Annotated in this window: 24 protein-coding genes and 1 pseudogene; 6 read left to right on the forward strand and 19 right to left on the reverse strand. The window is 72.6% G+C overall.

What is annotated here, in order from left to right; translation table 11 throughout:
• Positions 1-129 precede the first annotated feature (129 nt).
• The 6 genes from G5C65_RS06310 to G5C65_RS06335 all read right to left on the reverse strand — a co-directional run bounded on the left by G5C65_RS06310 (position 130) and on the right by G5C65_RS06335 (position 4,660).
• Entirely contained in the window at positions 130-1,539 is a 1,410-nt protein-coding gene (locus tag G5C65_RS06310; protein WP_165297633.1) for a dicarboxylate/amino acid:cation symporter, read from the reverse strand.
• Positions 1,540-1,887: 348 nt separating this feature from the next.
• Complete coding sequence (locus G5C65_RS06315; RefSeq protein ID WP_165297634.1) at positions 1,888-2,181, reverse strand: DUF4229 domain-containing protein; 294 nt, start codon at positions 2,179-2,181, stop codon at positions 1,888-1,890.
• 30 nt (positions 2,182-2,211) lie between these two features.
• Positions 2,212-2,721 (reverse strand): GNAT family N-acetyltransferase, encoded by a 510-nt coding sequence (locus G5C65_RS06320; protein ID WP_338146254.1) that lies wholly within the window; start codon positions 2,719-2,721, stop codon positions 2,212-2,214.
• A 16-nt stretch (positions 2,722-2,737) separates the two neighbouring features.
• Positions 2,738-3,376, reverse strand: a complete 639-nt coding sequence (locus G5C65_RS40685) for a hypothetical protein (RefSeq protein ID WP_165297636.1) — start codon at positions 3,374-3,376, stop codon at positions 2,738-2,740.
• 79 nt (positions 3,377-3,455) lie between these two features.
• Positions 3,456-3,908 (reverse strand): Lrp/AsnC family transcriptional regulator, encoded by a 453-nt coding sequence (locus tag G5C65_RS06330; protein WP_165297637.1) that lies wholly within the window; start codon positions 3,906-3,908, stop codon positions 3,456-3,458.
• Between the two features lie 53 nt (positions 3,909-3,961).
• The gene (locus G5C65_RS06335; RefSeq protein ID WP_206441293.1) at positions 3,962-4,660 is read right to left on the reverse strand and encodes a UbiX family flavin prenyltransferase; all 699 of its coding nucleotides are present in this window, start codon (positions 4,658-4,660) and stop codon (positions 3,962-3,964) included.
• A gap of 242 nt (positions 4,661-4,902) precedes the next feature.
• Here G5C65_RS06335 and G5C65_RS06340 point away from each other — a divergent pair, with 242 nt between their 5' ends.
• Positions 4,903-6,081, forward strand: coding sequence for a hypothetical protein (locus G5C65_RS06340; RefSeq protein ID WP_241265584.1), 1,179 nt, complete (start codon positions 4,903-4,905; stop codon positions 6,079-6,081).
• Between the two features lie 134 nt (positions 6,082-6,215).
• Positions 6,216-6,815, forward strand: a complete 600-nt coding sequence (locus G5C65_RS06345; protein ID WP_165297638.1) for a rhomboid family intramembrane serine protease — start codon at positions 6,216-6,218, stop codon at positions 6,813-6,815.
• Positions 6,816-6,967: 152 nt separating this feature from the next.
• Here the strand turns inward: G5C65_RS06345 and mqnP are convergent, their stop codons facing one another.
• Positions 6,968-7,885 (reverse strand): menaquinone biosynthesis prenyltransferase MqnP, encoded by a 918-nt coding sequence (gene mqnP / locus G5C65_RS06350; protein ID WP_165297639.1) that lies wholly within the window; start codon positions 7,883-7,885, stop codon positions 6,968-6,970.
• Positions 7,882-9,333: a menaquinone biosynthesis decarboxylase gene (locus tag G5C65_RS06355; RefSeq protein WP_165297640.1), complete on the reverse strand. Its 1,452-nt coding sequence runs from the start codon at positions 9,331-9,333 to the stop codon at positions 7,882-7,884. Before G5C65_RS06355 ends, mqnP begins: the two co-directional genes overlap by 4 nt.
• 109 nt (positions 9,334-9,442) lie before the next feature.
• Here G5C65_RS06355 and G5C65_RS06360 point away from each other — a divergent pair, with 109 nt between their 5' ends.
• A complete protein-coding gene (locus G5C65_RS06360; protein WP_165297641.1) occupies positions 9,443-9,883 on the forward strand; it encodes a PLD nuclease N-terminal domain-containing protein in 441 nt (146 codons plus the stop codon).
• Between the two features lie 19 nt (positions 9,884-9,902).
• Here G5C65_RS06360 and G5C65_RS06365 read toward each other — a convergent pair whose 3' ends face one another.
• From G5C65_RS06365 to hemL, 10 genes are all read right to left on the reverse strand, one after another.
• On the reverse strand, positions 9,903-10,790 hold the full coding sequence (locus tag G5C65_RS06365; protein WP_165297642.1) for an NAD(P)H-binding protein: 888 nt from the start codon (positions 10,788-10,790) through the stop codon (positions 9,903-9,905).
• A 68-nt stretch (positions 10,791-10,858) separates the two neighbouring features.
• Positions 10,859-12,448: an ABC transporter substrate-binding protein gene (locus tag G5C65_RS06370; protein WP_338146255.1), complete on the reverse strand. Its 1,590-nt coding sequence runs from the start codon at positions 12,446-12,448 to the stop codon at positions 10,859-10,861.
• A gap of 7 nt (positions 12,449-12,455) precedes the next feature.
• Positions 12,456-14,648 (reverse strand): ATP-binding protein, encoded by a 2,193-nt coding sequence (locus G5C65_RS06375; RefSeq protein WP_165297643.1) that lies wholly within the window; start codon positions 14,646-14,648, stop codon positions 12,456-12,458.
• 25 nt (positions 14,649-14,673) lie between these two features.
• Positions 14,674-15,564: a hypothetical protein gene (locus G5C65_RS06380; protein WP_165297644.1), complete on the reverse strand. Its 891-nt coding sequence runs from the start codon at positions 15,562-15,564 to the stop codon at positions 14,674-14,676.
• A gap of 56 nt (positions 15,565-15,620) precedes the next feature.
• The gene (gene ccsB, locus G5C65_RS06385) at positions 15,621-16,772 is read right to left on the reverse strand and encodes a c-type cytochrome biogenesis protein CcsB (protein WP_165297645.1); all 1,152 of its coding nucleotides are present in this window, start codon (positions 16,770-16,772) and stop codon (positions 15,621-15,623) included.
• Positions 16,769-18,490, reverse strand: a complete 1,722-nt coding sequence (gene resB / locus G5C65_RS06390; protein WP_165297646.1) for a cytochrome c biogenesis protein ResB — start codon at positions 18,488-18,490, stop codon at positions 16,769-16,771. The genes ccsB and resB overlap by 4 nt, the downstream gene beginning before the upstream one ends.
• Positions 18,491-18,492: 2 nt before the next feature.
• Positions 18,493-19,263, reverse strand: a complete 771-nt coding sequence (locus tag G5C65_RS06395) for a cytochrome c biogenesis CcdA family protein (RefSeq protein ID WP_165297647.1) — start codon at positions 19,261-19,263, stop codon at positions 18,493-18,495.
• A 19-nt stretch (positions 19,264-19,282) separates the two neighbouring features.
• Positions 19,283-19,885 (reverse strand): TlpA family protein disulfide reductase, encoded by a 603-nt coding sequence (locus G5C65_RS06400; protein WP_165297648.1) that lies wholly within the window; start codon positions 19,883-19,885, stop codon positions 19,283-19,285.
• 233 nt (positions 19,886-20,118) lie between these two features.
• A complete protein-coding gene (locus G5C65_RS06405) occupies positions 20,119-20,805 on the reverse strand; it encodes a histidine phosphatase family protein (RefSeq protein ID WP_165297649.1) in 687 nt (228 codons plus the stop codon).
• Between the two features lie 35 nt (positions 20,806-20,840).
• Complete coding sequence (gene hemL / locus G5C65_RS06410; protein ID WP_165297650.1) at positions 20,841-22,178, reverse strand: glutamate-1-semialdehyde 2,1-aminomutase; 1,338 nt, start codon at positions 22,176-22,178, stop codon at positions 20,841-20,843.
• A 170-nt stretch (positions 22,179-22,348) separates the two neighbouring features.
• Between hemL and G5C65_RS38410 the strand changes: the two genes are divergently transcribed.
• Positions 22,349-23,026, forward strand: coding sequence for a hypothetical protein (locus G5C65_RS38410; RefSeq protein ID WP_206441294.1), 678 nt, complete (start codon positions 22,349-22,351; stop codon positions 23,024-23,026).
• Between the two features lie 56 nt (positions 23,027-23,082).
• On the opposite strand, the gene G5C65_RS06420 is transcribed toward G5C65_RS38410, so the two are convergent.
• Positions 23,083-24,795, reverse strand: coding sequence for a BCCT family transporter (locus G5C65_RS06420; RefSeq protein ID WP_165297656.1), 1,713 nt, complete (start codon positions 24,793-24,795; stop codon positions 23,083-23,085).
• Between the two features lie 178 nt (positions 24,796-24,973).
• Between G5C65_RS06420 and G5C65_RS06425 the strand changes: the two genes are divergently transcribed.
• Both G5C65_RS06425 and G5C65_RS06430 read left to right on the forward strand, forming a co-directional pair.
• Positions 24,974-25,306 (forward strand): YnfA family protein, encoded by a 333-nt coding sequence (locus tag G5C65_RS06425; RefSeq protein ID WP_165297651.1) that lies wholly within the window; start codon positions 24,974-24,976, stop codon positions 25,304-25,306.
• A 145-nt stretch (positions 25,307-25,451) separates the two neighbouring features.
• Positions 25,452-25,991 (forward strand): annotated as a pseudogene (locus G5C65_RS06430) (hypothetical protein); the annotation flags it as partial.

Below are 25,991 nucleotides of genomic sequence, written 5' to 3' on the forward strand. Positions count from 1 at the left end.
GAACCCCCGCGGACCGCGACGCAACAGCGAGGGGCGGTCCCTTCCCGGCGCCGGGAAGGGACCGCCCCTCGCTGTTGCGTCGCGGTCCGCGGGGGTTCCGTTGCGCCCCTGGGGGGGGAGCCGGAATGGCTAGGCGCCCACTCCTGCGGGGGTCGGCGCGGACGGGCGCTGCTCCGCCTCGTCGGGCTCCGGCTCGGCCGCCGCCTCCTCGATGCTGAAGCTGCGCGCCGTCCGGAACGCCTCCCGGTCCAGGATCTTCTCGCGGGCCGACACCAGCACCGGGATGACGGCCTGGCCCGCGACGTTCGTCGCGGTCCGCATCATGTCGAGGATGGGGTCGATGGCCAGCAGCAGCCCGACGCCCTCCAGCGGCAGGCCCAGCGTGGACAGGGTCAGGGTGAGCATCACGGTCGCACCGGTCAGGCCCGCGGTCGCCGCCGAGCCGATGACCGAGACGAAGACGATGAGCAGGTACTCCTTGATGCCCATGTCGATGTGGAAGAACTCGGCGACGAAGATCGCCGCGATGGCCGGGTAGATGGAGGCGCAGCCGTCCATCTTCGTCGTCGAGCCGAACGGCACCGCGAAGGACGCGTACTCCTTCGGCACCCCGAGCCGCTCGGTGACCTTCTGGGTCAGCGGCATGGTGCCCACCGACGAGCGGGAGACGAAGGCGAGCTGGATGGCGGGCCAGGCGCCCCGGAAGAACTGCAGCGGGCTGACCTTGGCCACCGTGCCGAGCAGCAGCGGGTAGACGACGAAGAGAACCAGCGCGCAGCCGACGTAGATGTCGGCGGTGAAGGTCGCGTAGGAGCCGATGAGGTCCCAGCCGTAGTCCTTGATGGCGGTGCCGATCAGCCCGATGGTGCCGATCGGGGCGAGCCGGATGATCCACCACAGCGCCTTCTGGAGCAGCGCCAGGATGGACTCGCCCAGCTGCAGAATCGGTTCGGCCTTCGCGCCGAGCTTGAGTGCGGCGATGCCGACCACGACCGCCATGAAGACGATCTGCAGCACCTTCAGCTCGGTGAACGGCGTGACGACGTCGGTGGGGATGATCCCGGTGAGGAAGTCCAGCCAGGACCCGGTGGAGTCGGACGACGGCTTCTCCGCGTCCTTCATGGAGATGCCGGTGCCGGAGCCGGGGCTGGTGAGCAGCCCGATGGCCAGGCCGATGACGACGGCGATCAGCGAGGTCGCCATGAACCACAGCAGGGTGCGGGTGGCGAGCCGGGCCGCGTTGTGCACGTTGCGCAGATTGGTGATCGAGATGGTGATCGCGAAGAACACCAGCGGTGCGACCGCCAGCTTCAGCAGCTGGACGAAGATCTCGCCGATCTTGTCGAGCGTGGTGCCCAGCCAGGCCACATCCCAGTTGCGGGCGGCCCAGCCGAGGACGACGCCGAGGACGAGACCGGCCAGGATCTGGGCCCAGAAGGGGATCTTGGGTATCCGCCGCGCGGAACGGGGCGCGGCGGACGTATCGGGTGCGGTCGAGGACGGCGAAGACGGCGAAGACGACGAAGGCGACACGGACATACTCCGGAGGCTTCAGGGACGGAAAGAGGAGCAGAGAGAAACGGGAGCGCGCGGTGAGATGCGGATGCGCCGGAGGGTAGTCCGGGCCTCGGGTCAGCGACAGACCGCCGACAGGCACCGGCAGAGGTCGACATGCAGCCGCGCGACGAGCGGCACACCGGGGCGCGCGTCGGCAGAGGCAGGGGCTGCGGTCGTCATGGCGGTCACGCTAACACTCCGTCTTTGGCTTACCCAAAGCGTTCCTTTGGGGAGCGGTACGGCATACGTCAACGCCCCGCCGGGGAAGGGGCATTCCCGGCGGGGCGTGAAGGTGCTGTGACGAGCCTTACAGCTCAGCGTCGGTTCGGCTCAGGCGACGCCGTCCTCCTGGCTCTGGTTGGCGGCCAGCTTGTCCTTGGCCCGGTCCACCCCGCCCACGATCTGCTGCGACATCGCCTCGCGCTGGCGGCGCAGCAGGACGTAGCTGAGCGGCGCGGAGAGCACCAGCGCCAGCAGCACCACCCACAGCGGGTTGGACTTGCCGATGCCCGCCGGAATGACGCCGACCTGTGCCAGCAGGCCGACGACGACCAGGCAGCCGACGAAGATGCCGAGCCGCATCGTGGTGTACCGAAGCGTCGCGTGTGACGTGCTGCTGCTCACGGTGGATCTCACTTCCCTCTCACCAGGTCGTCAGTGAAGCGGACGCCACATGGTGACGTCGTCCCTGAAGTCGCCCTCTGCTGCCTTGATCGCGCTCGGTACGCGTCCGACCTCTCGGTAGCCGCACAAGCCGTAGAACCGCTCCAGGCCCTCGCCGCCGCGCAGGGTGAGCCGGATACCCCGCACACCCGCCATGCCCCGGGCCGCGTCCTCGGCGGCGGCCAGCAGCCCCCGCCCGGCGCCGCGGCCCCGCACGGAGGGGTGCAGCAGCACGGCGTACAGCCACACCCAGTGTCGCATCAGGCGGTGCGTGTTGCGGAAGAGGAAGGCGGTGCCGACGGCGTGACCCTCGTCATCCAGCGCCGCCAGCAGCCGCGCCCGGCCCTCCGCCAGCGCCCGCAGATAGCCGATCAGCTCGGCCCTGGTGTCCTCGGGGGTGCCGGGCTCCACCGGGCCGTCCGCACCGTCGGCGGCCCGCCACAGCCGGACCAGGTCGTCGCGGAGCGCCGGGGTCACCGGGGGGTCGAGAACGTAGCGCACGGCGCCCTCCCCGCCCTCAGATCCGCATCGGCTGCGGGGACTCGCGCAGCTGGGGGTCGGGGCCGGGGAACTCGCGCAGCACCGCGAACCGCACATCGCGCTCGACGGGCCGCAGCCCCGCGTCCCGCAGGGTCGCGACGAGGGCTTCGTGGTCGAGCCCCGCGGCGGCGTCCGGCCCGTCGGTGTCGTCCGCGCCGTACTGCAGCGCGAGCTGGGCCAGCTGCTCGCCGTGCGCCGTCCACAGCACGCGCAGATGGGGCACGTTGTCGAGCAGCAGCCGGCAGCCGGCGAAGACGCGCAGCGCCTCCGCGCCGGTCACCTCCTCGCAGCGCGGCACCAGCACCCGGACCCCGCCGTCGGCGCCCGCGGACTGGCGCTCGCGCAGCCGCAGCAGCTCCTCGACGCACTCCTCGGGGCCGGTGAAGCGCAGCTCGTACGCCGCGCCGTCCGCGGCCCCGTCCCCGGCGCCGTCCCCGGTCGGGCCGAAGTACGCGGCGTCGCCGTGCTCCCGGGTGCGCACCCGGTGCGCGAGGCCGCCCAGCCAGGCCAGGTCGTCGGCGGCGAACAGCGCCAGGCCGTCCTCGCGGCTCAGCCGCCCGCGCGCCCCGCCCGCGTGGATCCGCTCCTCCAGGCTCCGCCGCAGCCCCGCGTCCATGCCTCGCGCCACCCGCCTCACGTCTGTCTGTATCGCGTGCTCCGTCTGATGGCCGAGAATACGCCCCCCGCTCCGCGGCTCACTCCTCGGGCAGCTCGCCCACCCGGTTCTCCCACTTGGTGGACAGCACGATGGTGGTGCGGGTGCGCGAGACGCCCTTGGTGCCGGACAGCCTGCGGATGGTGCGCTCCAGCCCGTCGACGTTCCCCGCGCGGACCTTGAGCATGTACGAGTCGTCCCCGGCGATGAACCAGCAGTCCTCGACCTCCATGAGGTCCCGCAGCCGGGCCGCCACGTCCTCGTGGTCGGTGGCGTCGGACAGCTGGATCCCGATCAGCGCCGTCACCCCGAGGCCGAGCGAGGAGGCATCCACGGTGGCGCGGTAACCGGTGATCACACCGGCGGCCTCCAGCCGGTTGATGCGATCCGTGACGCTCGGGCCCGAGAGGCCGACGAGCCGGCCGAGCTCGGCGTAGGACGCTCTGCCGTTCTCGCGCAGCGCCTGGATGAGCTGCCTGTCCACCGCGTCCATGGATGCCGCTGCCTCCTGTTGTATGGATGACCTGAACTTCGAAGACAACGAATCTAAGGCATCTCGGCGAGGGCATCCCGCCCCTGGCCCAGCTCCCCCGCCCACCGGTGGTAGAGCTTGTGCGGCACCGCGGCGGCGTCCAGCGCGCGCCCCGCGACGAAGTCCACCAGGTCCTGGATGTGCCGGGCGCCCGCGTAGAAGGCCGGGGAGGCCGGGAGCACCACGGCGCCCGCCTCGTCCAGCGTCACCAGGTGGCGCAGCGTCTGCCCGGTGAGCGGGGTCTCGCGCACGACGACCACCAGCGGGCGGCGCTCCTTGAGGGTGACGCTCGCGGAGCGCTGCAGCAGGTCCTTCGACAGCCCCAGCGCGACGCCCGCCACACACGCCGTGCTCGCGGGCACGACCAGCATCCCCCGGACGGGATACGAGCCGGAGGACGGCCCGGCCGCGAGGTCGCCCGGCGTCCAGTGGCGCACCCGGCCCGGATCGAGGTCGGCGTCCACGTCGAACGCGTCCGGCGTCCCGTCGGCGCCGCGCGCCAGCCAGCGGCGCAGGTCCTCGCCGGCGTGCGCGTCCCGGAAGGGGTGCCCGGTCTCGTCCAGGATGGTCAGCCGCGAGGCCCGGCTGACGACGAGGTCCACATCCTCCCCGGCCTGCAGCAGCGCACGGAGCACGGCAGCGGCGTACGGCGTCCCCGAAGCGCCGGACACTCCCACCAGCCAGGGACGGCGACCACCGTGCGACACGCTCATACCCCGAGCGTACGCGCTGGGCCCCGGGCGATTCCGGGAACCCCCGCCGGTGCCGGCTGGTGCCGTGGCCGGAAAGGGTTGCCGTCTCGCGTAGTCCGGTGCGGTGCCTCGCAAGGCGCCGGATCGCGGCTCGTACTGGGCGTACTCGCGTGATCCGGCAACGCCGCGAGGCGCCGTGCCGGGCTGCGCGAGGCGGTGCCCCTTTCCGGCCACGGCACCAGCGGCCCGCGTACCCTCGAAGGATGCGTGCTCCCCGTCCCGCTGCGCGCCGCGGCGGCCGCCGCCGCGGCGTTCTGCGCTCCATACTGGCCGCCGTCAGCGCCACGGCCCTCGTCGCCACCGCCGTCGCCGGGTGCTCGGTCGCGGAGAAGCTGACCACGGGGCTGAAGATCAAGCGCGCCTTCGAGAAGCTCGGCGACCAGCCCGCCGCCTCGGTGCTGGTCTCCGTCGACGGCAGCACCGGCGACGCGGTGCGCTTCCTGCGCGCGGCGGGTGCGGGGGGCGGCCCGGACACCCGGAACACCGCCCGGCTGCTGACCCGCGGCGAGCTGACCTTCGCCGTCGGCTCGGACCGCGAGGAGACGCCGCTGCGCGAGCTGAGCCGGTCCGAGCGGCTGCGGCTGGCCGCCGCGGTGAACTTCGGCGGCAAGGACGTCGTGGCCGCCAAGTCCGTGGAGGAGAAGCTCTATCTGCGGGTGAACCTCCGCTCCCTCGTCGCGCAGACCGGCGGCGACCGCGCCGAGCGCAAGCGGGCCCGGCACACCGTGGGCGTGGCGGACGACCTGCCCGCCACGCTCGCCTCGGCCCGCGACGCGCTCCAGGGCAAGTGGGTGGAGGCCGACCCGGAGTCCTTCGACGACTTCGTGCAGGCCGCGCAGAAGATCTCCACGTACGGCGGCCGGCTGAGCCCGGCCGACCGGCGCAAGACCGCCGAGCAGCGCGAGACCGAGGAGACCAGCAAGCGGGTCAGCCGGGCCACCGCGCTGGGCCGGGCGCTGAACGGGGAGTCGGAGCGGGAGTTCCTGGACCGGCTGGAGAAGACGGTCGGCAAACACGCCTCGTTCCAGCGCGCCGGCCGCCGCGGCGGCGCCGACCATGTCACGGTCACCATGCCGGCGCGGCACGCGGCGGAGGGCCTCTCCAGCGCCCTGGAGGTGCTGGGCGCCCGGCTGGACCCCTCGAAGGCGCCGGACAAGACGGTGCGGGCCGACCTGGAGATCCGGCGCGGCCAGCTGACCGGCCTCACCACCGACCTGGGCCAGTTCGTGACCGGGAAGGGCGGGGCGCGGCTGCCGCTGCGGATGACGTTCGGCGGGGGCGGCGCGGTCTCCGTGAAGGCGCCGGACGGGGTGCGGGAGCTGCAGCCGCAGGACCTGCTGGCCGCGTCGATGTACACCACGCTGGGCACCCGCGGCTACTGAGCCGGGCCCGGCCGGAGACGCCCGGAGACGCCCGGAGACGGCCGGGAACTGCCGGGAACCAAAGGCGCCCGAGGTGTCGTTCTCCTCAGTGAGGGGCACCCGTCTCTCTGAGGGGAGCGGAGGGGAGGCGCGCGATGGCGAGCGAGGTGAGCACGGGCAGCAGGGCCTGGTCGGCGGGCAAGCTCATCGTCGGCTGGGTGGCACTGCTGTGGATCCTGGAAGGCGTGGACCAGCTGACGGACAACGGGCTGGACGGCTTCGGCATCGAGCCGCGCAAGGCCGGCGAGCTGATCGATGTGATCCCGGCGTCGTTCATGCACTTCGGCTTCGACCACCTGGTGGCGAACACCCTGCCGCTGCTGGTCCTCGGCTTCTTCGCCGCGCTGCGCGGCACGGGCCGCTTCCTGGCCGTCGCCCTGATCATCATGGTGACCAGCGGCCTGGGCGTCTGGCTGGTCGCCCCGGACGGGAGCAACACCGCCGGCGCCTCCGGCCTGATCTTCGGCCTCTTCGGCTATCTGCTGGTGCGGGGCTTCGTGGACCGCCGGATCACGGATGTCGCACTGGGCGCGGTGGTCGCCGTGCTGTACGGCTCGCTCCTGTGGGGCGTCCTGCCGAGCGACAGCGGGATCTCCTGGCAGGGCCACCTGTTCGGGCTGATAGGCGGGGTGGCAGCGGCGTATATGACGGCGGACCCGCGCTCGCTCCGGGGCCCCAAGCCGGCCTGGCACTGATCTGGCCGGGTATGGGCTGCCCCCGGCGGGGCTGCCGTGTGCCCCGTCAGGGGCGCGGGGAACTGCGCGACCAGCCCCAACGGCGCCGCGCCCGGCAGCGGACAGCAAGGGGCAGCCCGGACCCAGCCAGATCAGCCGGGCCGGACAGGGGCCTAGACGCTGAGGCCGCGCACCGCCAGATCGAGCAGCGCACACCCGAAGAACGCTATCCCGATAAAGCTGTTGACCTGAAAGAACGCCCGGTTGAGGCGGCTGAGGTCATGCGGGCGGACCACACTGTGCTCGTACACGAACGCGCCCGCCGCCACCAGCAGCCCGAACCAGTAGAAGCCCCCCGCGTCCGTCACCGCGCCGAAGGCGCCCAGCAGCAGCACCGTCACCGCGTGCGCGACCCGCGTCGCGTAGAGCGCCGCGGCCGTCCCGAACCGCGCGGGGGTCGACTTGACCCCGTTCGCCCGGTCCGCCGCCACGTCCTGGCAGGCGTAGATCAGGTCGAAGCCGCCGATCCAGACGCCGACGGCCACCCCGAGCAGCACCGCGTGCCACGACCACGCGCCGGTGACGGCGAGCCATGCGCCGATCGGCCCCACGGCCTGGGCCAGCCCCAGGATGGCGTGCGGGTAGTGCGTGAACCGCTTGCCGTACGGATAGACCACCATCGGGATCACCGCGACCGGCGCCAGCGCGAAGCACAGCGGGTTGAGCAGCGCCGCGGCGCCGACGAAGAGCACCACGGCGACGGCGGCGCCCGTCCAGGCCGTGCGGACCGACACCGCTCCGGTGACCAGTTCGCGGCCCGCCGTGCGCGGATTGCGGGCGTCGATCTCGCGGTCGATGATCCGGTTCGCGGCCATGGCGAAGGTCCGCATGCCGACCATGGCGACGGTCACCAGGAAGAGCTGCCACCAGTGGACGCTCGCGCTGTCCTGGAACATCGCGGTGAGCGCCGCGGTGTAGGCGAAGGGCAGCGCGAAGACGGAGTGCTCGATGACGACGAGCCGCAGGAAGGCGCGGACCCTGCCGGCCTCGGCCCCGGGCTCGGGGCCGAGGACCCCCTCGGCGGCGCTCACAGCCCGTACTCCGTCCAGCGCCGCGTCACCAGGTCGGCGACCCGCGGATCCGACTCGATCATCCGGGGCCAGCCGCCGTCCCGGGTGTAGCCCTCCTCGGGGAGCTTGCGGGTCGCGTCGATGCCGGCCTTGCCGCCCCAGAACTTCTGGTACGACGCGTGGTCCAGGTGGTCCACCGGCCCTTCCACCACGGTCAGATCGCGGGCGTAGTCGACGTTGCCGAACGCGCGCCAGGCCACCTGGTGCAGATCGTGCACGTCGCAGTCCCGGTCCACGACCACGACCAGCTTGGTCAGGGACATCATGTGCGCGCCCCAGACGGCGTGCATCACCTTCTGCGCGTGCTTGGGGTACTTCTTGTCGATCGCGACGATCGCGCAGTTGTGGAAGCCGCCCGCCTCGGGCAGGTGGTAGTCCACGATGTCCGGCACGATGATCTTGAGGAGCGGCAGGAAGAAGCGCTCGGTGGCCCGGCCCAGCGGGCCGTCCTCCATCGGCGGACGGCTGACGACCGTGGAGTGCAGCAGCGGGCGCTTGCGCGTGGTCACGCAGTCGATACGCAGCGCGGGGAAGTCCTCCTGCGGGGTGTAGAAGCCGGTGTGGTCGCCGAACGGGCCCTCGGGCCGCATCTCGCCGGGCTCCAGCCAGCCCTCCAGCACCACCTCGGCGGAGGCCGGGACCTGCAGCGGAACCGTCTTGCAGTCCACCATCTCCACCCGCTTGCCGCGGATGAAGCCCGCGAAGAGGTACTCGTCGATGTCGCCGGGCAGCGGTGCCGTCGCGGCGTAGGTCACGGCGGGCGAGCAGCCGAAGGCGACGGCGACGGGCAGCTTCTCGCCGCGCCGCGCGGCCACCTGGTAGTGGTTCCGGCTGTCCTTGTGGATCTGCCAGTGCATCCCGATGGTGCGCCGGTCGTGCCGCTGGAGGCGGTAGAGGCCCAGATTGCGGACGCCGGTCTCCGGGTCCTTCGTATGAGTGAGACCGAAGTTGAAGAAGGAGCCGCCGTCCTCGGGCCAGGTGAACAGGGCGGGCAGCCGGTCGAGGTCCACCTCGTCGCCCTGCTGCACGACCTCCTGGACCGGCCCGTCCTTCACCGTGCGCGGCGGCACATGGGCCATCGAGCCCAGTTTGCCGAACGCCTCCCGGAACCCGACGAAGCCCTGCGGCAGCTCCGGCTTCAGCAGCCCGCCGATCCGCTCGCTGATCTCCTCGTACGAGGAGAGCCCGAGCGCCTTGAGCAGCCGCCGGTCCGTGCCGTAGACGTTCATGGCCAGCGGCATGGCGGAGCCCTTGACGTTCTCGAAGAGCAGCGCGGGCCCGCCCGCCTTGTTCACCCTGTCGGTGATCTCCCCGATCTCCAGGTACGGATCGACCTCGGCCTTGATCCGCTTCAGATCGCGGTCGCGCTCCAGCGCCCGCAGGAACGAGCGGAGATCGTCGTAAGCCATACGCCCCAGTATCGGACATGGCACAGCCGCCCCCGCATCCGGGCACCACTCAACCGCGCGTGGCCATTACGCTGGCAGTGTCATTGTCTCGCACCCAGGGGGCGTCCGCATGCTCAGGTATCTGCCTTTCCTTCTGATCCTGGCTGTGTGGATCTACGCGTTCATCGACTGCCTGAACACTCCGGACAAGGAGGTCAGGAAGCTGCCCAAGGTGGTGTGGGTGATCATCATCCTGCTCTTCGGGCAGGTGCTGCTGGGGCCGATCGCCTGGTTCGCGGTGGGCCGCCCCCGCCGGAACGCGCCGTACGGCGCGACCCGCCCGCAGGAGCGGACCTGGGTCGCGCCGGATGACAACCCGGAGTTCCTCAAGTCGCTCGGCGAGGAGCGGGGCGACGACGAGCGCCCGGACCCCGGTGCGGACCCGACGGGCCCGGCGGGCCCGCGCCCGGAGCCGGAGCCGGGCCCCGAGCCGGGCCCGCGCGCCGAGGGCGAGGCCCCGCACCGCAAGGACAACACCGGCCCGGAGGACCCCCCGTCCCCCTCCCGCTGAGCCGCGCCGCCCCCGCCGGTCAGCGCTGCGGAGCGGACGCGGACCGGGCCGCCGCCTCCGCGGCGCAGTCCGCAGCACTCTCCGCGGCGTAGTCCGCGGCGTAGTCCGCGAACCCGCGCGGCTCGCGGCCCAGCGCTCGGCGCACCCCGTCGGAGACGGCCCCGGAGCGGCCCTCCCTGATGTGCCCGAAGAGCGCCGAGAGCACCTCCACCGCCTCCTCGGGCCAGCCCTCGGCGGCCAGCTCCCTCCGGTACTCCGCCTCGCTCAGCGGGGTGTACCGCAGCGGCCGCCCCGTCGCCCGTGCGAGCTCGCCGACCGCCTCCGCCCAGGTGAGGGCGCGCGGCCCGGACAGCTCGTACGTCTCCCCCGCGTGCCCCTCCCCGGTGAGCGCTTCGACGGCCACCTCGGCGACGTCCCGCACGTCGACGAACGACTCCGGCCCGTCGCCCACGGGCAGCCGCAGCTCGCCCCGTGCGATGCCGTCCGAGACCACCGGGAACTCGGTGAAGTTCTGCGAGAACCAGGTGGGCCGCAGGACGGTCCAGGCGGCGCCGGACTCCCGCACGGCCCGCTCGGGCGCCAGCAGCTCGTCCGGGGCGCCGAGCGCGTCCAGCTCCGCGAAGGCGCGGGCGGACAGCAGCACCAGCCGCTCCACCCCGCGCGCCACCGCCAGGGCGCTGAAGTCCGGCACCTCGCGGGCGGCCCCGGGGGTCTGCGAGTCGACGACGTAGACGGCGCGCACGCCCTCCAGCGCGGGCTCCCAGGTGGCGGGGTCCGTCCAGTCGAAGCGGACGTCCCCGGAGCGGGAGGCCGCCCGCGGGGTGTGGCCGCGCTCGGCGAGCGCGGCGGCGACGCGGCGGCCGGTCTTGCCGGTGCCGCCCAGAACCAGGATCGGTGCATCAGTCATGCGCCCAGTCAAGCCGCGCCCGGCGCGGGGCGGCATGGCCGGCACGCTCAACGCGATGTCCGCGCGGCTCACTGCCCCTTCGGACAGACGCCGGAGAAGGAGCCCCCGTAGGTGCGGTAGGGCGGATCCCCGGCGCGTGAGCGCCCCTTCGGCGCCGGGTACTCCACGATGTGCACCCCCTTGCACACCGGCCAGAGGCCGGAGCTGGCGCGCGGGTTGAAGCCGTAGGTGCCGGAAGCCCCCTCGATGCAGGGGTTGCATCCGACCGCGTCGCCGCGCCGGTCGGGGTTGAGGTTGAGCAGCTTGTTGTGGACGTCCTTGCGGATCCGCTCGGGGGACTTCGGCCGGGCGCTCTCCTCCGGGGTGTCCTCGTAGGCCAGCCCGGACGCCTCGCCCACGGTGCGCACCGCGTCGTAGTACATCGCCGCGTAACCGTCGTCGAGCGGCTTGGGCCCGAGCTTCTCGCCCTTGGTGACCGTCGCGAAGTGCCGGTCGAAGGCCCCGTAGCCGTCCGGGCGCGGGGCTCCTTCGCCGCGCCATGCGGGGTCCGTGGCGGCCGCGTCCACCAGCCGGATCCCGGCCTTCCGCATCCGCGCGGTGAGGTCCTTGCCGGTGAGCTCGGGCGGCAGCCCGATGCCGACCTTCACCAGGCGCAGCGGCTTGCGGTAGCCGCAGCCGGAGGTGTCCGCGAGGCGCTCGACGAGCGCGGGGAGGTCCTCGTCGCGGCCCGCGTAGAAGACGGTGTCCGCCTTGGCGGCGCAGAGGTTGAGCACCGGTATGCGGAAGAGGTTCGGGGTGCCCGCCTCGTCGCCGCGGGTGCCGACGAACGAGGCGGAGTTGCGCCGCAGGTCGTACTTCTTCCCGAACTGCTGGAGGATGTGCCGCTCCAGGTCGCGCGAGTAGGTGTCCTGGGCGCGCTCGTCGAGGACCAGGAAGCCGGTCTCGGAGTCCTTCTCCCGCTCCAGGTACTGCCCGAGCGCGGCGGTGAAGTGGGCGTTCGACGGGGAGGTCTTGAAGAAGTAGCGGCCCGCGTTCATGTCGGACGAGGTGATGACGGGCCCGATGGACGGGATCTCCCGCTCGGCCAGGCTCTTGATCGCCGCCTTGGAGTCGCTGGTGCTGCTGGGCAGGCCGACGGTCGCGATCAGCGACTGGTCGGCCGGCAGCCGCTCCAGGGTGTCCAGGACCGGCCGCCACTTCTTCATGTCCTTGCCGATGTCGGCGAGCAGCAGCCGCAGCTTGGGCCCCGGCCGGTCGTTGACGGACCGCTGGGCCGCAGCGGCACCCGCGAGGCCGTGCTCGATCAGCGCCGGGGACATGGCGCTGGTCTCGTCGGAGGAGTACGGCATGGTGAGCGCGGCGGTGCGGTACGTGTCCCGGGCCGCCTCCGCGTTCTCCTCCGCGATCCCGCGCAGCAGCCCGCGCAGCCCGGGGTCGTGGGTGAAGCCGCCGTCGGCGACCGCCATACACGCGCCCTCGACCCGGCTCACGCCCCGCGGGCACTCCTCGTCGCCGCCCCAGTCCGGAACGGTGACCAGCGCCGCCACCCCGGCGACGACGGCGAGAGCGAGCAGCACCGCGAGGGCCTTCTCGCCGGGGCCCCACGGGCGGCGCAGCGGCAGCCGCGCGAGGTTCACAGCGGATCTCGGTCTCGGCACGGTGCGCTCAGTCCAATCCGTCGATGGGGTAGGGGCGGATGCCGTCCCGCGCCGCCGCCGCCCAGGCCGCGCCCGCCGCGTCCAGCACGGTGAACCCCGAGGCGTGCCGGGGCGCCAGATAGCCCAGCTCCTTGCCGATGGCCGTGCACAGCTCCGGCATCGGCTCCCGGAGCGGGTCGTCCAGGTACCACAGCGCGTGCAGCAGCCGGTTCACCGAGCGGCGGACGCCGTCGGCGCCGGGGTGCCGGTGGTCCAGGGAGCCGAGCGCGGTCGGCGGGCGCTCGTCCTGCCACTGGTCCGGCGGCGGGTGCGGGGCCGTCACCAGGTGCCGCAGCGCGGCCAGCCAGCCGCGTGCGTCGTCCCCCTCGGTGAGCGCCCGCGCGAGCCGCTCCACCACCTCCCACACCTCGCCGCGCGCCAGCAGATGGCGCAGCACGTCCGGTTCGCCCTCCGGGCCGCGCTCCTCGTGGTGGGCGCACAGCAGCGCGTGCAGGTCGTCCCACTTGCGGCCCGGCTCGGCGTGCGGCGAGTCCCGGCGCAGCTCGTGGACCAGCAGGGTGTGCAGAAACGGGTGCGCGACAAAGGAGGGCGCTGGCTGCAGCGGTCCGCCGGGGTCCGGCGTCCACTGCTCGCGCTCCAGATAGCGGGCCGCCTCGGCGACCTGGGCCCGCTCGGCGTCCGCACCCCCGTCGTCGCCCCCGTCGTCGCCCCCGTCAGCGCCGTCGCCGGGGCCGCCGGCCGTCGGGCGGGCCGGCAGCGCGCCGGTGGCCAGGGCCTCGGCCGCCTGCCGGTCCCGGGCCAGCGCGAGCACCATCAGGTGGTAGCGCAGCGGCAGTTCGGGCAGCAGCCGCTGCACCAGCAGCTCGCCGGCCGGGGTGCTGTCCTCGGCCTCCAGGTCGAGGACCTCGTCCGGCCGCACCGGCTGCTGGAGGTCCCGCGCGGCCGAGGCGGCAACCACCGCGTCGCACAGCAGCGCGCTGCCCTGCGGGTGCCCCCCGGTGAGCCGGTAGAGCACGGTCTGCAGCCGGGCGTGCACCGGCCGGGGCGTGCGCTGGAGCAGCGCGCGCACATCGGCGGGCGCCAGCGGCGGCAGCGGCACGCTCAGCACGCCGGCCGACGGGCCCTCGGGGGTGTGCCGTTCGTGCCCCTCGCGGCGTTCCCAGCCGCTGCCGTGCGCCAGCTCGGCCAGCGGTCTGCGGACGGCCGCCGGGTACGCCTCCTGCGCGCCGCCCAGCCCGGTGGCCACGACGACCAGCGGGTCGGTTGCGCCGTCGCAGCGGTGCTCCAGCACCCGCGCGAGGAACGCGCGCCCGGCCGCCGTGTGCGCGTCGTCGAGCAGCGCGAGCGGGCGGGGCTTGCGGTTGACCCGCATCCACCAGCCGGACCAGTGCGCTTCCAGATCGTCCAGCAGCGCGGCCACCAGGGTCTGCTCGACGGGCGCCTGGAGGTCGCCGCCCTGGTGGAAGTCGAGGCACAGCCGCACCAGCGGGTCGCCCTGCTGCTGGCCGGGCGACCGCTCGGCGTACCAGGCGGCGACCGCGTCCCGCTCCTTGCCGCCCAGGTGCCGCCCGGCGTACTCGCCCACCACCAGCTCGGCGACGGGCTCCACGTCCTCCTCGGCCGCGGCCCCGGCGAGCCGCGCGCTGATCCGCTCCGCCCACTCCTCGCCGCTGACGCCCTCGCCGCCGTCCGCCAGCGGCAGCAGCGCACCGAACCGGGCGGTGGCCAGGGCGCGCTGCTCGCCGTGCCCGCGCCGCCAGCTGGAGACCGCGAAGAGGCCGGGCAGCAGCCGGGGGAAGCGCAGCCGGCGGTAGCCGGGCACCGGCGCGGCCAGCCCGGTGGCGAGCCGCACCAGCACCTCCACCACGCCGGAGGTGTTGGACGGCGGCGCGCCGGGGGCGCCGGACCCGGCGAGCGCGGCGGCCCCGGCGAGTCCGGCGGACCCGGCGGGCCCGCCGGACCAGGCCGGCTCGGCCAGCTCGGCCAGGTCGACGCGGGCCAGCGGCAGCGCGTCCGCGTAGGCGTCCCGCACGGCGTCCAGCACCGCTGTCTTGCCCGCCCCGTGACCTCCGGTCGCCAGGACGACGGGCAGGTCCCGCGGGTGTTCGGTGCGCACCAGCCGGGGCTTCGCTCCGGTCTCCAGCCCGGTCAGGCGCGGCAGCAGCCCGCGCAGCAGCGGACCCCTTCCGTATAAGGCCACCCAGCTCCCCCTCGTCCCGCTGGGCTCACATGCCCAGTCCCCGCGTCACGGCCTGCGTGACCACGTCCTCCAGCAGCGACTTCACGGCGCCGCCCGACGCCGAGCCGACCAGCTCCCGCACCCGCCCCAGCACGCCGCCCGAGTGCGGCGGACGGCCCTGCGTGTCCGGCGTGCCGGGGTCGTCACCCCGGCTCTGATCCGCCAGCTCGCCGCTGAGCCGCAGCAGTTCGGCCAGCGAATCGCGGTCCAGCTCCAGGTCCGGCGCCAGCCGCTGCACCAGCAGCCCGAGTTCGGCCGGGCCCATCTGCACCGAGTAGGTGACCTGGACAACGGTCTGCGCCGGTGCGTGTTCACGTTCCCGCCATTCGCGAACGTATTCGTCCAGCCGCGAACTACTCCAGACGAAATCCCGGCCGTCGTCGGTCAGCGCGATCCGCGCACGGTCGTACACGCCGCGCTCGACCAGGCCCACCCCGGCCAGGTAGCCGGCGGCCTCCTCGACCTCGGCCTCGGTCAGCGCCGTGCCCAGGAAGAAGACCTGCGGGGAGTCGAAGAACGCGCTGAGCAGGTACGGCGGTTGGCCCGGGTGCACCCGCAGCCACTCCAGCAGCGCGTCCTGCGCGTACCGGGCGCGCTCCGTCTCGTCCTCGCGGCGCCGCCGCATCCTGCGGGCCTGCTCGGCGCCGGGCGGCTCCAGCTGCACCAGCGGGCCGCCGCCGCTGCCGTACCCCTCGTACCGGCTGAGGAAGCCCAGCCCCGCCAGATGGTCCACCAGCGCCTGCAGCGCGGCGGGTTCCATCTGCTGCCAGGCCCGGAACTCCGCGCAGTCAACGGGCGCCGACGGCGCGGCGGGCACGCCGTCCGACCGGTCCGCCACCCACAGCAGAAACCGTGGAGCGTACCGGTCGAAGTCCATGGCTCAGGAGGTTACCCAAGCAATATCCTCTGACCAAGGGGTTGATGGACACTCCGTCACACCCCGGCGTAGGAGTGCTTCCCGTTGAAGAAGATGTTGACGCCGTAGTAGTTGAACAGGAAGCAGGCGAAGGCCAGCAGCACCAGATAGGCGGCCTTGCGGCCCTTCCAGCCCGCCGTGGCGCGCGCGTGCAGATAGCAGGCGTAGGCGACCCAGGTGATGAACGACCAGACCTCCTTGGGGTCCCAGCCCCAGTAGCGGCCCCAGGCGTCGCCCGCCCAGATCGCGCCCGCGACGATGGTGAAGGTCCAGAACGGGAAGACGGTCGCGTTGATCCGGTACGAGAACTTGTCGAGCGTGACGGACGAGGGCAGCCGCTCCATGATCGACGTGCGGATGCGGCCCGGCTTCTCGCCGCGCATCAGCTTCGTCTCGTAGAAGTCCCGGAAGAGGTAGAGCACGGCGGCGACCATGCCGATGTAGAACAGCGCGCCGCAGATGATGGCCAGCGAGACGTGGATCCACAGCCAGTACGAGTGCAGCGCGGGCACCAGCTGGTCGCTGTCGGTGTAGAAGACGGTGACCGCCAGGCCGAGGTCCAGCAGCACCGTGGTGACCAGCGGCAGGCCGATCCAGCGGATGTTCTTCTTGGCGATCAGGAAGCCCAGGTACGCGGCGACGGCGACCATCGAGAAGGCCGTCGAGAACTCGTACATGTTGCCCCAGGGGGCGCGCTGCACGGACAGCGAGCGGGTGAACACGCTGGCGAAGTGCAGCAGGAAGGCGAGCACCGTCAGCGAGACGGCGATCCGCCCGTAGACGTCGCCCTGCTCGTCCCCGCCCGCGGCGCCGGGACCGTCCGGCAGATCGCCCTGGCGGCCGGCGGCGGAGCGCGTGACGACCTTCGGCTCGGCGGCCGGCGCCGGGCGCTCCAGCACGGCGGTGCCGGGACGCCCTCCGCCCTCGGCCCCCTCCGCCGCCTTCTTGCGGACCTGGACGGCGGGCGCCGCCTGCGCCGCCGCGGCGCCGCCCCTGTCGGCGGTGCTCAGCGCGGCGGCCGTACGGGCGACCTTGCTGCGGCTGCCGAACACCCACTCCGCGCTGTGGGCGCAGAAGGCGAGGACGTAGACGGCCATCGCCGAATAGATCAGATAGTTGCTGAGATTGGCTAGCTGCTCGTTCGTCGCGGCGGCGAGGTCGAGGGTCACTGGCGTTCTCCTGACGCTGGGTCCGGGTCCGGATCCGGGTCCGGGTCGGGTTCCGGTTGCTGGGCGACGGGCGCGGCGTCGTCCCGCAGGGCCTGCGCGAGGCGGCCGAGCTCCTCGGGGAGCCGGGTGGACTCGCTGCGGCCGAGCCCGGCCATCTCCACCACGGTGCGGCCGTCGTCCGCGGCGGCGGCACGCACCCACACCCGGCGGCGCTGGATGAACAGCGAGCCCGCGAGGCCCGCGATGGCGGCGAGCGCGCCGCCCAGGGCCCAGGCGTTGCCCACCTGGTGGGAGATCTGGAAGTTGGCCCACTCCTTGACGCCCTCGAACTTCAGGCTGCCCGCGCCGTCCGGGAGCTTCAGGGTCTGGCCGGGGACGAGCTTCTTCGCGAAGGGCCCGCCGTCCTTGCCCTTGAACTTCGTGAGGTTCTTGGTGTCGAGCTGGTAGACGTTCTGCGCCGCACCGCTGTCCAGGCCCAGATCGCCGTGGTAGGCGGTGAGCATCATCGCCGGGTTCTTCAGCTCGGGGGACTGCGAGAACATCGTTCCCGAGCCCGGCCGGAAGTCCGGTACGAAGAAGCCCTGGAAGCCGAGCTGGTCCGGGCGCCCCTTCGCGTCGCGGTAGTCGGTCACCTTGATGACGCCGCTGGACGTCTGGTTGTTGTCCTGCTGGAGGAAGGGGACCGGGCCCCGGTAGGCGATGTCGCCCTGGCCGTCCCGGACGGTGACGACCGGCGCGAACCCGTTGGCGACCAGGTACACCTTGGAGTCGCCGATCTGCAGCGGCTCGTTGACCTTGACGGTGGTCTTCGTCTCCTTGCCGTCCGCGCCCTTCCAGTAGGAGATGTCGGCGCGGTAGTCGCGCGCGGTGCCCTGCTCCGGGCCGCTCTGCGCGTACCGGGCGTGGAAGTCGTGCAGCCGGAAGCCGAACGAGTCCAGCTGGTCGGCGGTGAACAGGGAGCCGGAGCGGAAGTCGTCGTACTGGGTGAGGGTGTTGGAGAACCCGTCGCCCTGCACGATGAGCTTGTTGCCCTCCGACTTGAACAGCTGCCCGGCGGCGAAGGCCAGCAGCAGCACGATCAGCGCGACATGGAAGGCCAGGTTGCCCGCCTCCCGCAGATAGCCCTTCTCGGACGCGACGGAGTCGCCCTCCCGGTGCGCCCGGAACCGCCTGCGGCCCAGCAGTCCGCGCGCCGACGCCAGCACCTCCTCGGGCGCGGCCTCGGTCCGCCAGGTGGTGTAGGCGGGCATCCGGTCCAGCCGGCGCGGGGCGCGCGGCGGACGGGCGCGCAGCTGCCCGACGAACTGCCAGGAGCGCGGCACGATGCAGCCCGCGAGCGAGATGAACAGCAGGATGTAGATCGCCGAGAACCACACCGAGGTGTAGACGTCGAAGAGCTGGAGCTTGTCGTAGAGCGGGGAGAGCGTCTCGTGCCGCTGCCGGAAGTTGTCGACCTTGGTGGAGTCCACCGACGTCTGCGGGATGACCGAGCCGGGGATCGAGGCGAGCGAGAGCAGGAAGAGCAGGATCAGCGCCACCCGCATGGAGGTGAGCTGCCGCCAGAACCAGCGCGCCCAGCCGATCACGCCCAGCCCGGGGACGTTGAGCTTCTCCTCGGAGGGCGCCGTGGACAGCTGCGCCGAGGCCGCCTTCTCCGCGCTGCCGGCCTCGGTGCTGCTGGACTCGGTGCTGCTCGGCCCGGTGTCCGTGGTGCTCATGGTCAGACCCCCACCGTGAAGTCGGACGTCCAGATCTGCATCTCGTAGATGATCCGCTCCCAGACTCCGGTGACCAGCAGCACGCCGACCGCGACCAGCATCCCGCCGCCGATCCGCATCACCCACGCATAGTGCCGCTTCACCCAGTCGAACGCGCCCAGTGCGCGGCGGAAGGCGACCGCCGCGACGACGAACGGGACGCCGAGGCCGAGGCAGTACGCCACCGTCAGCAGCGCCCCGCGCCCCGCGCTGGCCTGGCTGAACGAGAGGGTCTGCACGGCGGCCAGCGTCGGCCCGATGCACGGCGTCCAGCCGATCCCGAACAGCACCCCGAGCATCGGCGCCCCGGCCAGCCCTATGGAGGGGCGTTTGTGGATCCGGAACTCACGCGAGGTGAACCGGGACAGCGGCCCCAGCACTCCCATGAACGCCAGCCCGAGCAGTATCGTCAGCGCGCCCATCACCGGGAACAGCACGTCCTGGTGGGCCTGCAGCTTCACCCCGAAGCCGCCGAAGAGCGCCCCGCCGGAGACGAAGACGGCGGTGAAGCCCAGCACGAACAGCGCGGCGCCCGCGAACATCCGCCCCCGCCGCGCCTCCGCGAGATCGGTGCCGCTCACGCCCGTCACATACGACAGATAGCCGGGGACCAGCGGCAGCACGCAGGGGGAGAAGAACGACACCAGGCCGCCCACCAGGGCGACCGGGAGGGCGAGCAGCAGAGCGCCGTTGAGCACGGTCTCGTTCATGCCGGTGGCGGCGAGCTCGATCATGGCCGGGTCACTGTGCCTCTCACTTCGCCTTGATCAGCGGGTCCAGGGCGGAGCGCAGCTCCTTCTCGCCGAGCTCCTTCAGCGCCCGTACGGCGATCCTCCCGTCCCGGTCGAGGATCACGGTGGACGGGATGGCCTGCGGCGAGAGGGTGTTCTTGGGGAACTTGAGGATCAGCTTCCCGCTCGGGTCGTAGAAACTCGGGTACGGGACCTTGTAGTTGCGCTCGAACGCTCTGGCGTTGGCCTTGTCCAGATCCCGGGTGTTGATCCCGAGGAACTGGACGCCCTTGTCCTTGGTCTCCCGGGCCACCTTGGCGAGATTCGGGGCCTCGGCACGGCAGGGGCTGCACCAGGAGCCCCAGACGTTCAGCACGACGATCTTGCCCCGGTAGTCGGACAGCTTGAGGTGCTCGCCGTCCACGGACTCACCGGACAGCTCGGGCGCGGCCTTGCGGTCCGCCCCGTCCACCTTGGTGATCTGGCCCGTACCCTGCACGAACTTCGTGTCGCCCGAGGACGATCCGGTCTGGCTTCCGCCGCAGCCGACCAGCAGGAGCGCGCCGGCGACGGTCCCGGCTGCCAGCAGGGTGATGCGGCGGGAGGCACGGCGGGTCTGGCTCATGTGAAAAGTTTCGCATGCCCCTTTAGCGGATCTTCCGCACCCCCCTCCAGCCGCCCCGCAAGCCCTCGCCGGGGGCAGATCCTGCCGGGCAGAAGCTGCCCCTTACTGCGCCATGCGGGGTGCGGCTGGTGCCGTGGTTGCGCGCGCAGTTCCCCCAAGCTCTCGGCTTCGCTCGAGCAGGGGGCACCCCCATCGGCGCCGCACCCCGCAATGCACGGGCCGGGACAGCACACCTAGGCGCCGTGGGTCTTCGCGCCCGGGCGGAGATGGGACGGCACCAGGTCCGCGGCCGGTTCGCTGTAGCCGAACGCCACCAGCCGGTCGCCCACGAACGTGAAGCTGGTCAGCGACGCCAGCGCGCACTGCCGGCGCCGCGGGTCGTGCCACAGCCGCCGCCCCTCGACCCAGCTGCGCAGCGTCCAGATGGGCAGCTGGTGGCTCACCAGCACGCCCTCCCGCCCGCGCGCGGCGTCCTTCGCCCGCTCCAGCGCCCCGCGCATCCGCACCACCTGGTCGACATAGGGTTCGCCCCAGGACGGGCGGAGCGGGTTGCGCAGGTGCCGCCAGTTCTCCGGCCTGCGCAGCGCCCCGTCGCCGACGCCGAACGTCTTGCCCTCGAAGACGTTGGCCGCCTCGATCAGCCGCCCGTCGGTGGCGACGTCCAGACCGTGCGCCTTGGCGATCGGCGTCGCGGTCTCCTGGGCCCGCTCCAGCGGGGAGGCGCCGACGTGTGCGATGTCACGCTCGGCGAGGTGCTCGGCGACCCGCTCCGCCATCTGCCGGCCGAGCGCCGAGAGGTGGTAGCCCGGCAGCCGCCCGTACAGGACGCCCTGGGGGTTCTCCACCTCACCGTGCCGTACGACGTGGACGACGGTGACGGTTTTGTCCTGGGGCACGCCGCCCCCTGCCTCGTCAGTCATGGAGCCCATTCTGCGCCCGGCGCCCGTCTCCCCGCTCATGCGGCCACCGCCTCGGCCGCGGCCCGCGCCGCCGCCGGCAGGGCCTGGGCGATCCGCTCCACCGCGCGCTCGTCGTGCGCCGTGGAGACGAACCACGACTCGAAGCCGGACGGCGGCAGATAGACGCCCTGCGCCAGCATCGCGTGGAAGAAGGCGGTGAAGCGGTGGGACTCCTGGCGCCGCGCGTCGTCGTAGTCGCGCACACCGCGCTCGCCGTAGTCCCCGAAGAAGACGGAGAACATGGTGCCCGCCGTCTGGAGGCGGTGCGCCACGCCCTCCTTCGCCAGCGCCTCGGCGACGAGCCCGCGCACCTGCCGGGAGGCGGCGTCCACCGCCGCGTACGCGGCGAAGCCGTCGGCGGCCAGCAGCCGAAGCTGGGCGAGGCCGGCGGCCGTGGCGACCGGGTTCCCGGAGAGGGTGCCCGCCTGGTAGACGGGGCCGGCCGGGGCGAGGTGCTCCATGACGTCCCGGCGCCCGCCGAACGCCGCGGCCGGGAAGCCGCCGCCCATGACCTTGCCGAACGTCATCAGATCGGGGACGACGCCGTCGATGCCGTACCAGCCCTGCGGGCTGACCCGGAAGCCCGTCATGACCTCGTCGGAGACGAAGAGCGCGCCGTCGGCCGCGCACAGCTCCTTCAGCCCCTGGTTGAAGCCCTCGGCGGGCGGCACGATGCCCATGTTGCCGGGCGACGCCTCGGTGATCACGCAGGCGATCTCGCGCGGGTGCGCGGCGAAGGCGGCACGCACCGCCTCCAGGTCGTTGTACGGCAGCACGATGGTGTCGCCCGCCTGCGCCCCCGTCACACCCGGGGTGTCCGGCAGGCCGAAGGTGGCGACCCCGGATCCGGCGGCGGCCAGCAGCGCGTCCACATGGCCGTGGTAGCACCCGGCGAACTTGACGACCTTGGCGCGGCCCGTGAAGCCCCGCGCGAGGCGGATCGCGGACATCGTCGCCTCGGTCCCGGAGGAGACCAGCCGCACCTGCTCGACGGGCGCGATCCGCTCGACGATCTCCTCCGCGAGCGCGACCTCGTCCTCGCCGGAGGTGCCGAAGGAGGTGCCCCGGGCCACGGCGGCCAGCACGGCCTCCTGCACCACGGGGTGCCGGTGTCCGAGGATCAGGGGCCCCCAGGAGCAGACGAGGTCCACGTACTCCCTGCCGTCCGCGTCCGTGAGGTACGGACCGGAGCCGGAGACCATGAAGCGGGGCGTACCGCCGACGGCCCCGAAGGCCCGGACCGGAGAGTTCACGCCTCCCGGCGTCACGGCGGCGGCGCGCTCGTAGAGGGACTGCGATACTGGGGCTTCGTACGAGTAAGTCACATCAGCCATGGTGTCAGAGGCGCTCCGCGGGGTCTGGGGGCGTTTCACAGTCCGTGAGGCGGGGAGGTCTCTGACACGATGATCGGGTTGCGCGGCGGGGGCTGTGCTTTCTGTGCTTTCTGAGTCTCTCGTGAGCACCGTTTCTCACGGGATTTACGAACGAGCGGTCGGGTGGTGACATGCATCGCGGTGGCGGACTGGGAGAGGGGACCGGCGGCCCCTTTGAGACTGGCCCCGAGCGCGCACGAGGACGCCACCGGCGAGAACGCGAGCGCCGGCGCGATGCGGTGGACGGCAGAGGCGCGGAGGGCGGCGGCGCGGGCGGCGGCACTGGGGGCGGCACGGGCGGCGGCGCGGAGGGCAGCACGGCACGCACCGGATACGGAGACGCGGGCGGCACGAACAGCAGCAGGAGTGGCCGCGTGGGGGTGACCTACAAGTACTTCGGGGCGCGGGACGGTGCCACGGCCGCCCGGGTGCCCATCTCGATGCGCCCGGAGGAACTCGGCGGGGACGAGCTCGGGCACGGCATGTTCACGAAGATCAAGCCGGAGACGATGGCGGCCATGGTGCTCACCGGCATCGAGGGCATACCCCTGGACCGCGTGCCGCCGCTCGAACTCGTCGTGCTGCACCCGGACTACGCGGTGGTGAAGCTCCCGATGACCGTCGTCGACCCGATGCGCGGCATCGGCGAGGAGTCGGTCGGCGCGGCGGCGTTCATCTGGTCCACCGTCCCGGACCGGGCCGGCCCGCAGGACGCCTTCAACGTCTACCAGTTGCTGCACCACTGGCAGGACTTCTCCGACCGCCTGCACGAGGTGGGCCACCAGGCGTACTGCCTGGTATGGCCCTAGGCCCCAGGTGTGTTGTCCGGGGAGGCTGGTGACCCGGCACCGTCCGGGCCAGGCGGTCACTCGCCCTCGCCGCGCGGCGTGGTCGCAGGGCCGATGCGGATCTCGAAGTCCCCGTCGTACAGCTCGCTCCCGGCGATCACCGCGCTGCCGACGGCCTCCTCGCCGATCTCGCCCCGCAGAATCAGCGGATCCCGCCGCAGATCGCGGGTGAGCGCCACACAGAGCCCGGCCATCACCAGCGTGAACGGGACGGCGACCAGGATCGTGAGGTTCTTCAGCCCCTCCAGCGCCGCGTCTCCGCCGCCCCCGATCAGCAGCATGACCGCGGCCACGGCCCCCGTCAGCACGCCCCAGACGACGACCACGAACCGGGTCGGCTCCAGCGTGCCGCGCTGCGAGAGCGTGCCCATGACGATGGACGCGGCGTCGGCGCCGGAGACGAAGAAGATGGCGACCAGGATCATCACCACCAGCGTGGTGGCGCCCACGATCGGGTACTCGCGCAGCACGGAGAAGAGCTGCCCCTCCTGGGTGGCCTCGTCCGTCAGCCGCGCCCCGCCGGCCTCCAGTTCCATCGCCGTGCCGCCGAGGATCGCGAACCAGATCAGGCTGACCACGCTGGGCACCAGGATGACGCCGCCGACGAACTGCCGGATGGTGCGGCCCCGGCTGATGCGGGCGATGAACATGCCGACGAACGGCGTCCAGGAGATCCACCACGCCCAGTAGAAGACCGTCCAGCCGGACAGCCACTCCGCGACGCCCTTGCCGCTGCTCGCGTCCGTACGGGCCATCAGCTGCGGCAGGTCGCCGACGTAACTGCCGACAGAGGTGGGCAGCAGATTGAGCATCAGAATGGTCGGGCCCACCACGAAGATGAAGGCGACCAGCAGCGCGGCCAGCACCATGTTGATGTTCGACAGCCACTGGATGCCCTTCTCCACCCCGGAGACGGCGGAGGCGACGAAGGCCGCTGTCAGCACCGCGATGATGGCGACCAGCACCCCGTCGCTCACCGAGCTCATCCACCCGACCTCCTGGAGCCCGCTGCGGATCTGCAGCGTGCCGAGCCCCAGCGAGGCGGCGGAGCCGAACAGCGTGGCGAAGATCGCGAGCACGTCGATGACCTTGCCGAGCGGCCCGTTGGCCCGCCGGTGGCCGATCAGCGGGGTGAACACGGCGCTGATCGTCTGGCGGCGTCCGCGGCGGAAGCAGCTGTAGGCGATGGCCAGCCCCACCACGGCGTAGATCGCCCACGGGTGCAGTGTCCAGTGGAAGAGCGTGGTCGCCATGGACTCCTCCATGGCCTGCGCCGCGTCGTCCGGGTGCGTGCCCGGGGGCGGTTCGGAGAAGTGCGAGAGCGGCTCGCTCACCCCGTAGAACATCAGCCCGATCCCCATGCCCGCGCTGAACATCATCGCGACCCAGGAGACCGTACGGAACTCCGGCGCCTCGCCCTCCGTACCGAGGGTGATCTTGCCGTAGCGGCTGAACGCCAGCCACAGCGAGAAGATCACAAAGCCGGACGCCGCGAGCACGAAGGCCCAACCGCCGTTGTGCATCGTCCAGTCGAGCATCTCGGCCGAGACGCCGCCCAGCGAGTCCGTCGCCACGGCGCCCCACAGGACGAAGGCGAGGGTCAGCGCCGCCGTGACGCCGAAGACCACCCGGTCCGTCCGCGGTGCGCCACGGACCGGCCCCCTGCTGGAGGCCGGGGCCTGCGCTGTCTCACCCTTCACGTGCCCACTCGCCCTTTCTCCGGCGTGCATCCCAGGGGAGACCTTGCCGTGCGGCACGGCGGCGCCGCGTGAGGTGGCGACGGCGACGCGCCGACGCCACACGGGTGCGCGCCGCGCACACCTCGTTCAGACGCCTTTCGGTGGGCTCCGCCCCGCCCCTGTGCCCCTGTGCCGCGGGGCGCGCCGGGCACGGCATAGCCTGGCCGGCATGCTCGCCCGCTCGATCCCCCTCTTCCTGCTCGCCGCCCTCTGTGAGATCGGCGGCGCCTGGCTCGTCTGGCAGGGCGTACGCGAGCACCGGGGCTGGATCTGGATCGGCGCGGGCGTGCTGGCCCTGGGCGCCTACGGTTTCGTGGCCACCCTCCAGCCCGACGCCCACTTCGGCCGGATCCTCGCGGCGTACGGCGGGGTGTTCGTCGCCGGCTCCCTGGCCTGGGGCATGGCGCTGGACGGCTTCCGGCCGGACCGCTGGGATGTGACCGGCGCGCTGCTGTGCCTGGCCGGGGTCGCGGTGATCATGTATATGCCGCGCGGCGGCTGAGCAGTCGGCACCGCAAAACGGAAAAGGCTTACTTTCGCCCGCATAGCCACCAGCGGACCGGACGCCCGCCCGCCGGGTGCGGTAGACAATGTGGTCCACCGCCCCACTGGCGGCCAAGCAGGTTCGACCCCACCGGGAGGCAGCCGTGCCGCGCAGGGCAAGGACGTACGCCAGCTCCGCAAGCCGTCGCCGCGGCGGCGCCACGGGCGCCGCGCTCGCGCTCGCGCTGGCCGGCGTCCTCTCCGCCTGCACCGGCTCCGGCACGCCGGACGACGCCTCCGACACCACCGGCGGCGCCTCGGCCTCGGACTCAGCGCCCCCGCCCGGCAAGTACGACTCGCTGCCCGAGCCCTGCGGCGCCGTCGGCGTCGGCACCCTGAAGGAGATGTTCCCCGGCGCCGCCGACACGACGGACGGCAGCGGGAGCACCCCGGACGTCACCCCCTCCCCGTTCGAGGGCGAGGCCGGCGTGACCTACGACACCGACCGCCGGGTCGGCTGCCGCTGGAAGAGCCCCGGCACGCTCGGCACCCGCCATCTGAAGGTCGACTTCGAACGCGTCGTCTCCTACGACACGGCGGTCAGCGACGACGAGCTGGCCGAGCAGCTGTTCGCCCGCAAGGCCAAGAAGGCGGACATCCCCCTGGCCAGCACCTCCCCGGAGAGCTCCGCTTCGGCCCCGTCC

This window comes from Streptomyces boncukensis, from assembly GCF_011045075.1.
Lineage (GTDB): Bacteria > Actinomycetota > Actinomycetes > Streptomycetales > Streptomycetaceae > Streptomyces > Streptomyces boncukensis.

Bases quoted from the DNA above. Each gene is read 5' to 3' on its own strand.
- G5C65_RS06310 (WP_165297633.1), bottom strand. From the start codon at position 1,539: ATGTCCGTGTCGCCTTCGTCGTCTTCGCCGTCTTCGCCGTCCTCGACC.
- G5C65_RS40685 (WP_165297636.1), bottom strand. From the start codon at position 3,376: ATGGACGCGGGGCTGCGGCGGAGCCTGGAGGAGCGGATCCACGCGGGC.
- G5C65_RS06330 (WP_165297637.1), bottom strand. From the start codon at position 3,908: ATGGACGCGGTGGACAGGCAGCTCATCCAGGCGCTGCGCGAGAACGGC.
- G5C65_RS06335 (WP_206441293.1), bottom strand. From the start codon at position 4,660: ATGAGCGTGTCGCACGGTGGTCGCCGTCCCTGGCTGGTGGGAGTGTCC.
- G5C65_RS06340 (WP_241265584.1), top strand. From the start codon at position 4,903: ATGCGTGCTCCCCGTCCCGCTGCGCGCCGCGGCGGCCGCCGCCGCGGC.
- G5C65_RS06345 (WP_165297638.1), top strand. From the start codon at position 6,216: ATGGCGAGCGAGGTGAGCACGGGCAGCAGGGCCTGGTCGGCGGGCAAG.
- G5C65_RS06355 (WP_165297640.1), bottom strand. From the start codon at position 9,333: ATGGCTTACGACGATCTCCGCTCGTTCCTGCGGGCGCTGGAGCGCGAC.
- G5C65_RS06360 (WP_165297641.1), top strand. From the start codon at position 9,443: ATGCTCAGGTATCTGCCTTTCCTTCTGATCCTGGCTGTGTGGATCTAC.
- G5C65_RS06365 (WP_165297642.1), bottom strand. From the start codon at position 10,790: ATGACTGATGCACCGATCCTGGTTCTGGGCGGCACCGGCAAGACCGGC.
- G5C65_RS06380 (WP_165297644.1), bottom strand. From the start codon at position 15,564: ATGGACTTCGACCGGTACGCTCCACGGTTTCTGCTGTGGGTGGCGGAC.
- resB (WP_165297646.1), bottom strand. From the start codon at position 18,490: ATGAGCACCACGGACACCGGGCCGAGCAGCACCGAGTCCAGCAGCACC.
- G5C65_RS06395 (WP_165297647.1), bottom strand. From the start codon at position 19,263: ATGATCGAGCTCGCCGCCACCGGCATGAACGAGACCGTGCTCAACGGC.
- G5C65_RS06400 (WP_165297648.1), bottom strand. From the start codon at position 19,885: ATGAGCCAGACCCGCCGTGCCTCCCGCCGCATCACCCTGCTGGCAGCC.
- G5C65_RS06405 (WP_165297649.1), bottom strand. From the start codon at position 20,805: ATGACTGACGAGGCAGGGGGCGGCGTGCCCCAGGACAAAACCGTCACC.
- hemL (WP_165297650.1), bottom strand. From the start codon at position 22,178: ATGGCTGATGTGACTTACTCGTACGAAGCCCCAGTATCGCAGTCCCTC.
- G5C65_RS38410 (WP_206441294.1), top strand. From the start codon at position 22,349: ATGCATCGCGGTGGCGGACTGGGAGAGGGGACCGGCGGCCCCTTTGAG.
- G5C65_RS06420 (WP_165297656.1), bottom strand. From the start codon at position 24,795: ATGCACGCCGGAGAAAGGGCGAGTGGGCACGTGAAGGGTGAGACAGCG.
- G5C65_RS06425 (WP_165297651.1), top strand. From the start codon at position 24,974: ATGCTCGCCCGCTCGATCCCCCTCTTCCTGCTCGCCGCCCTCTGTGAG.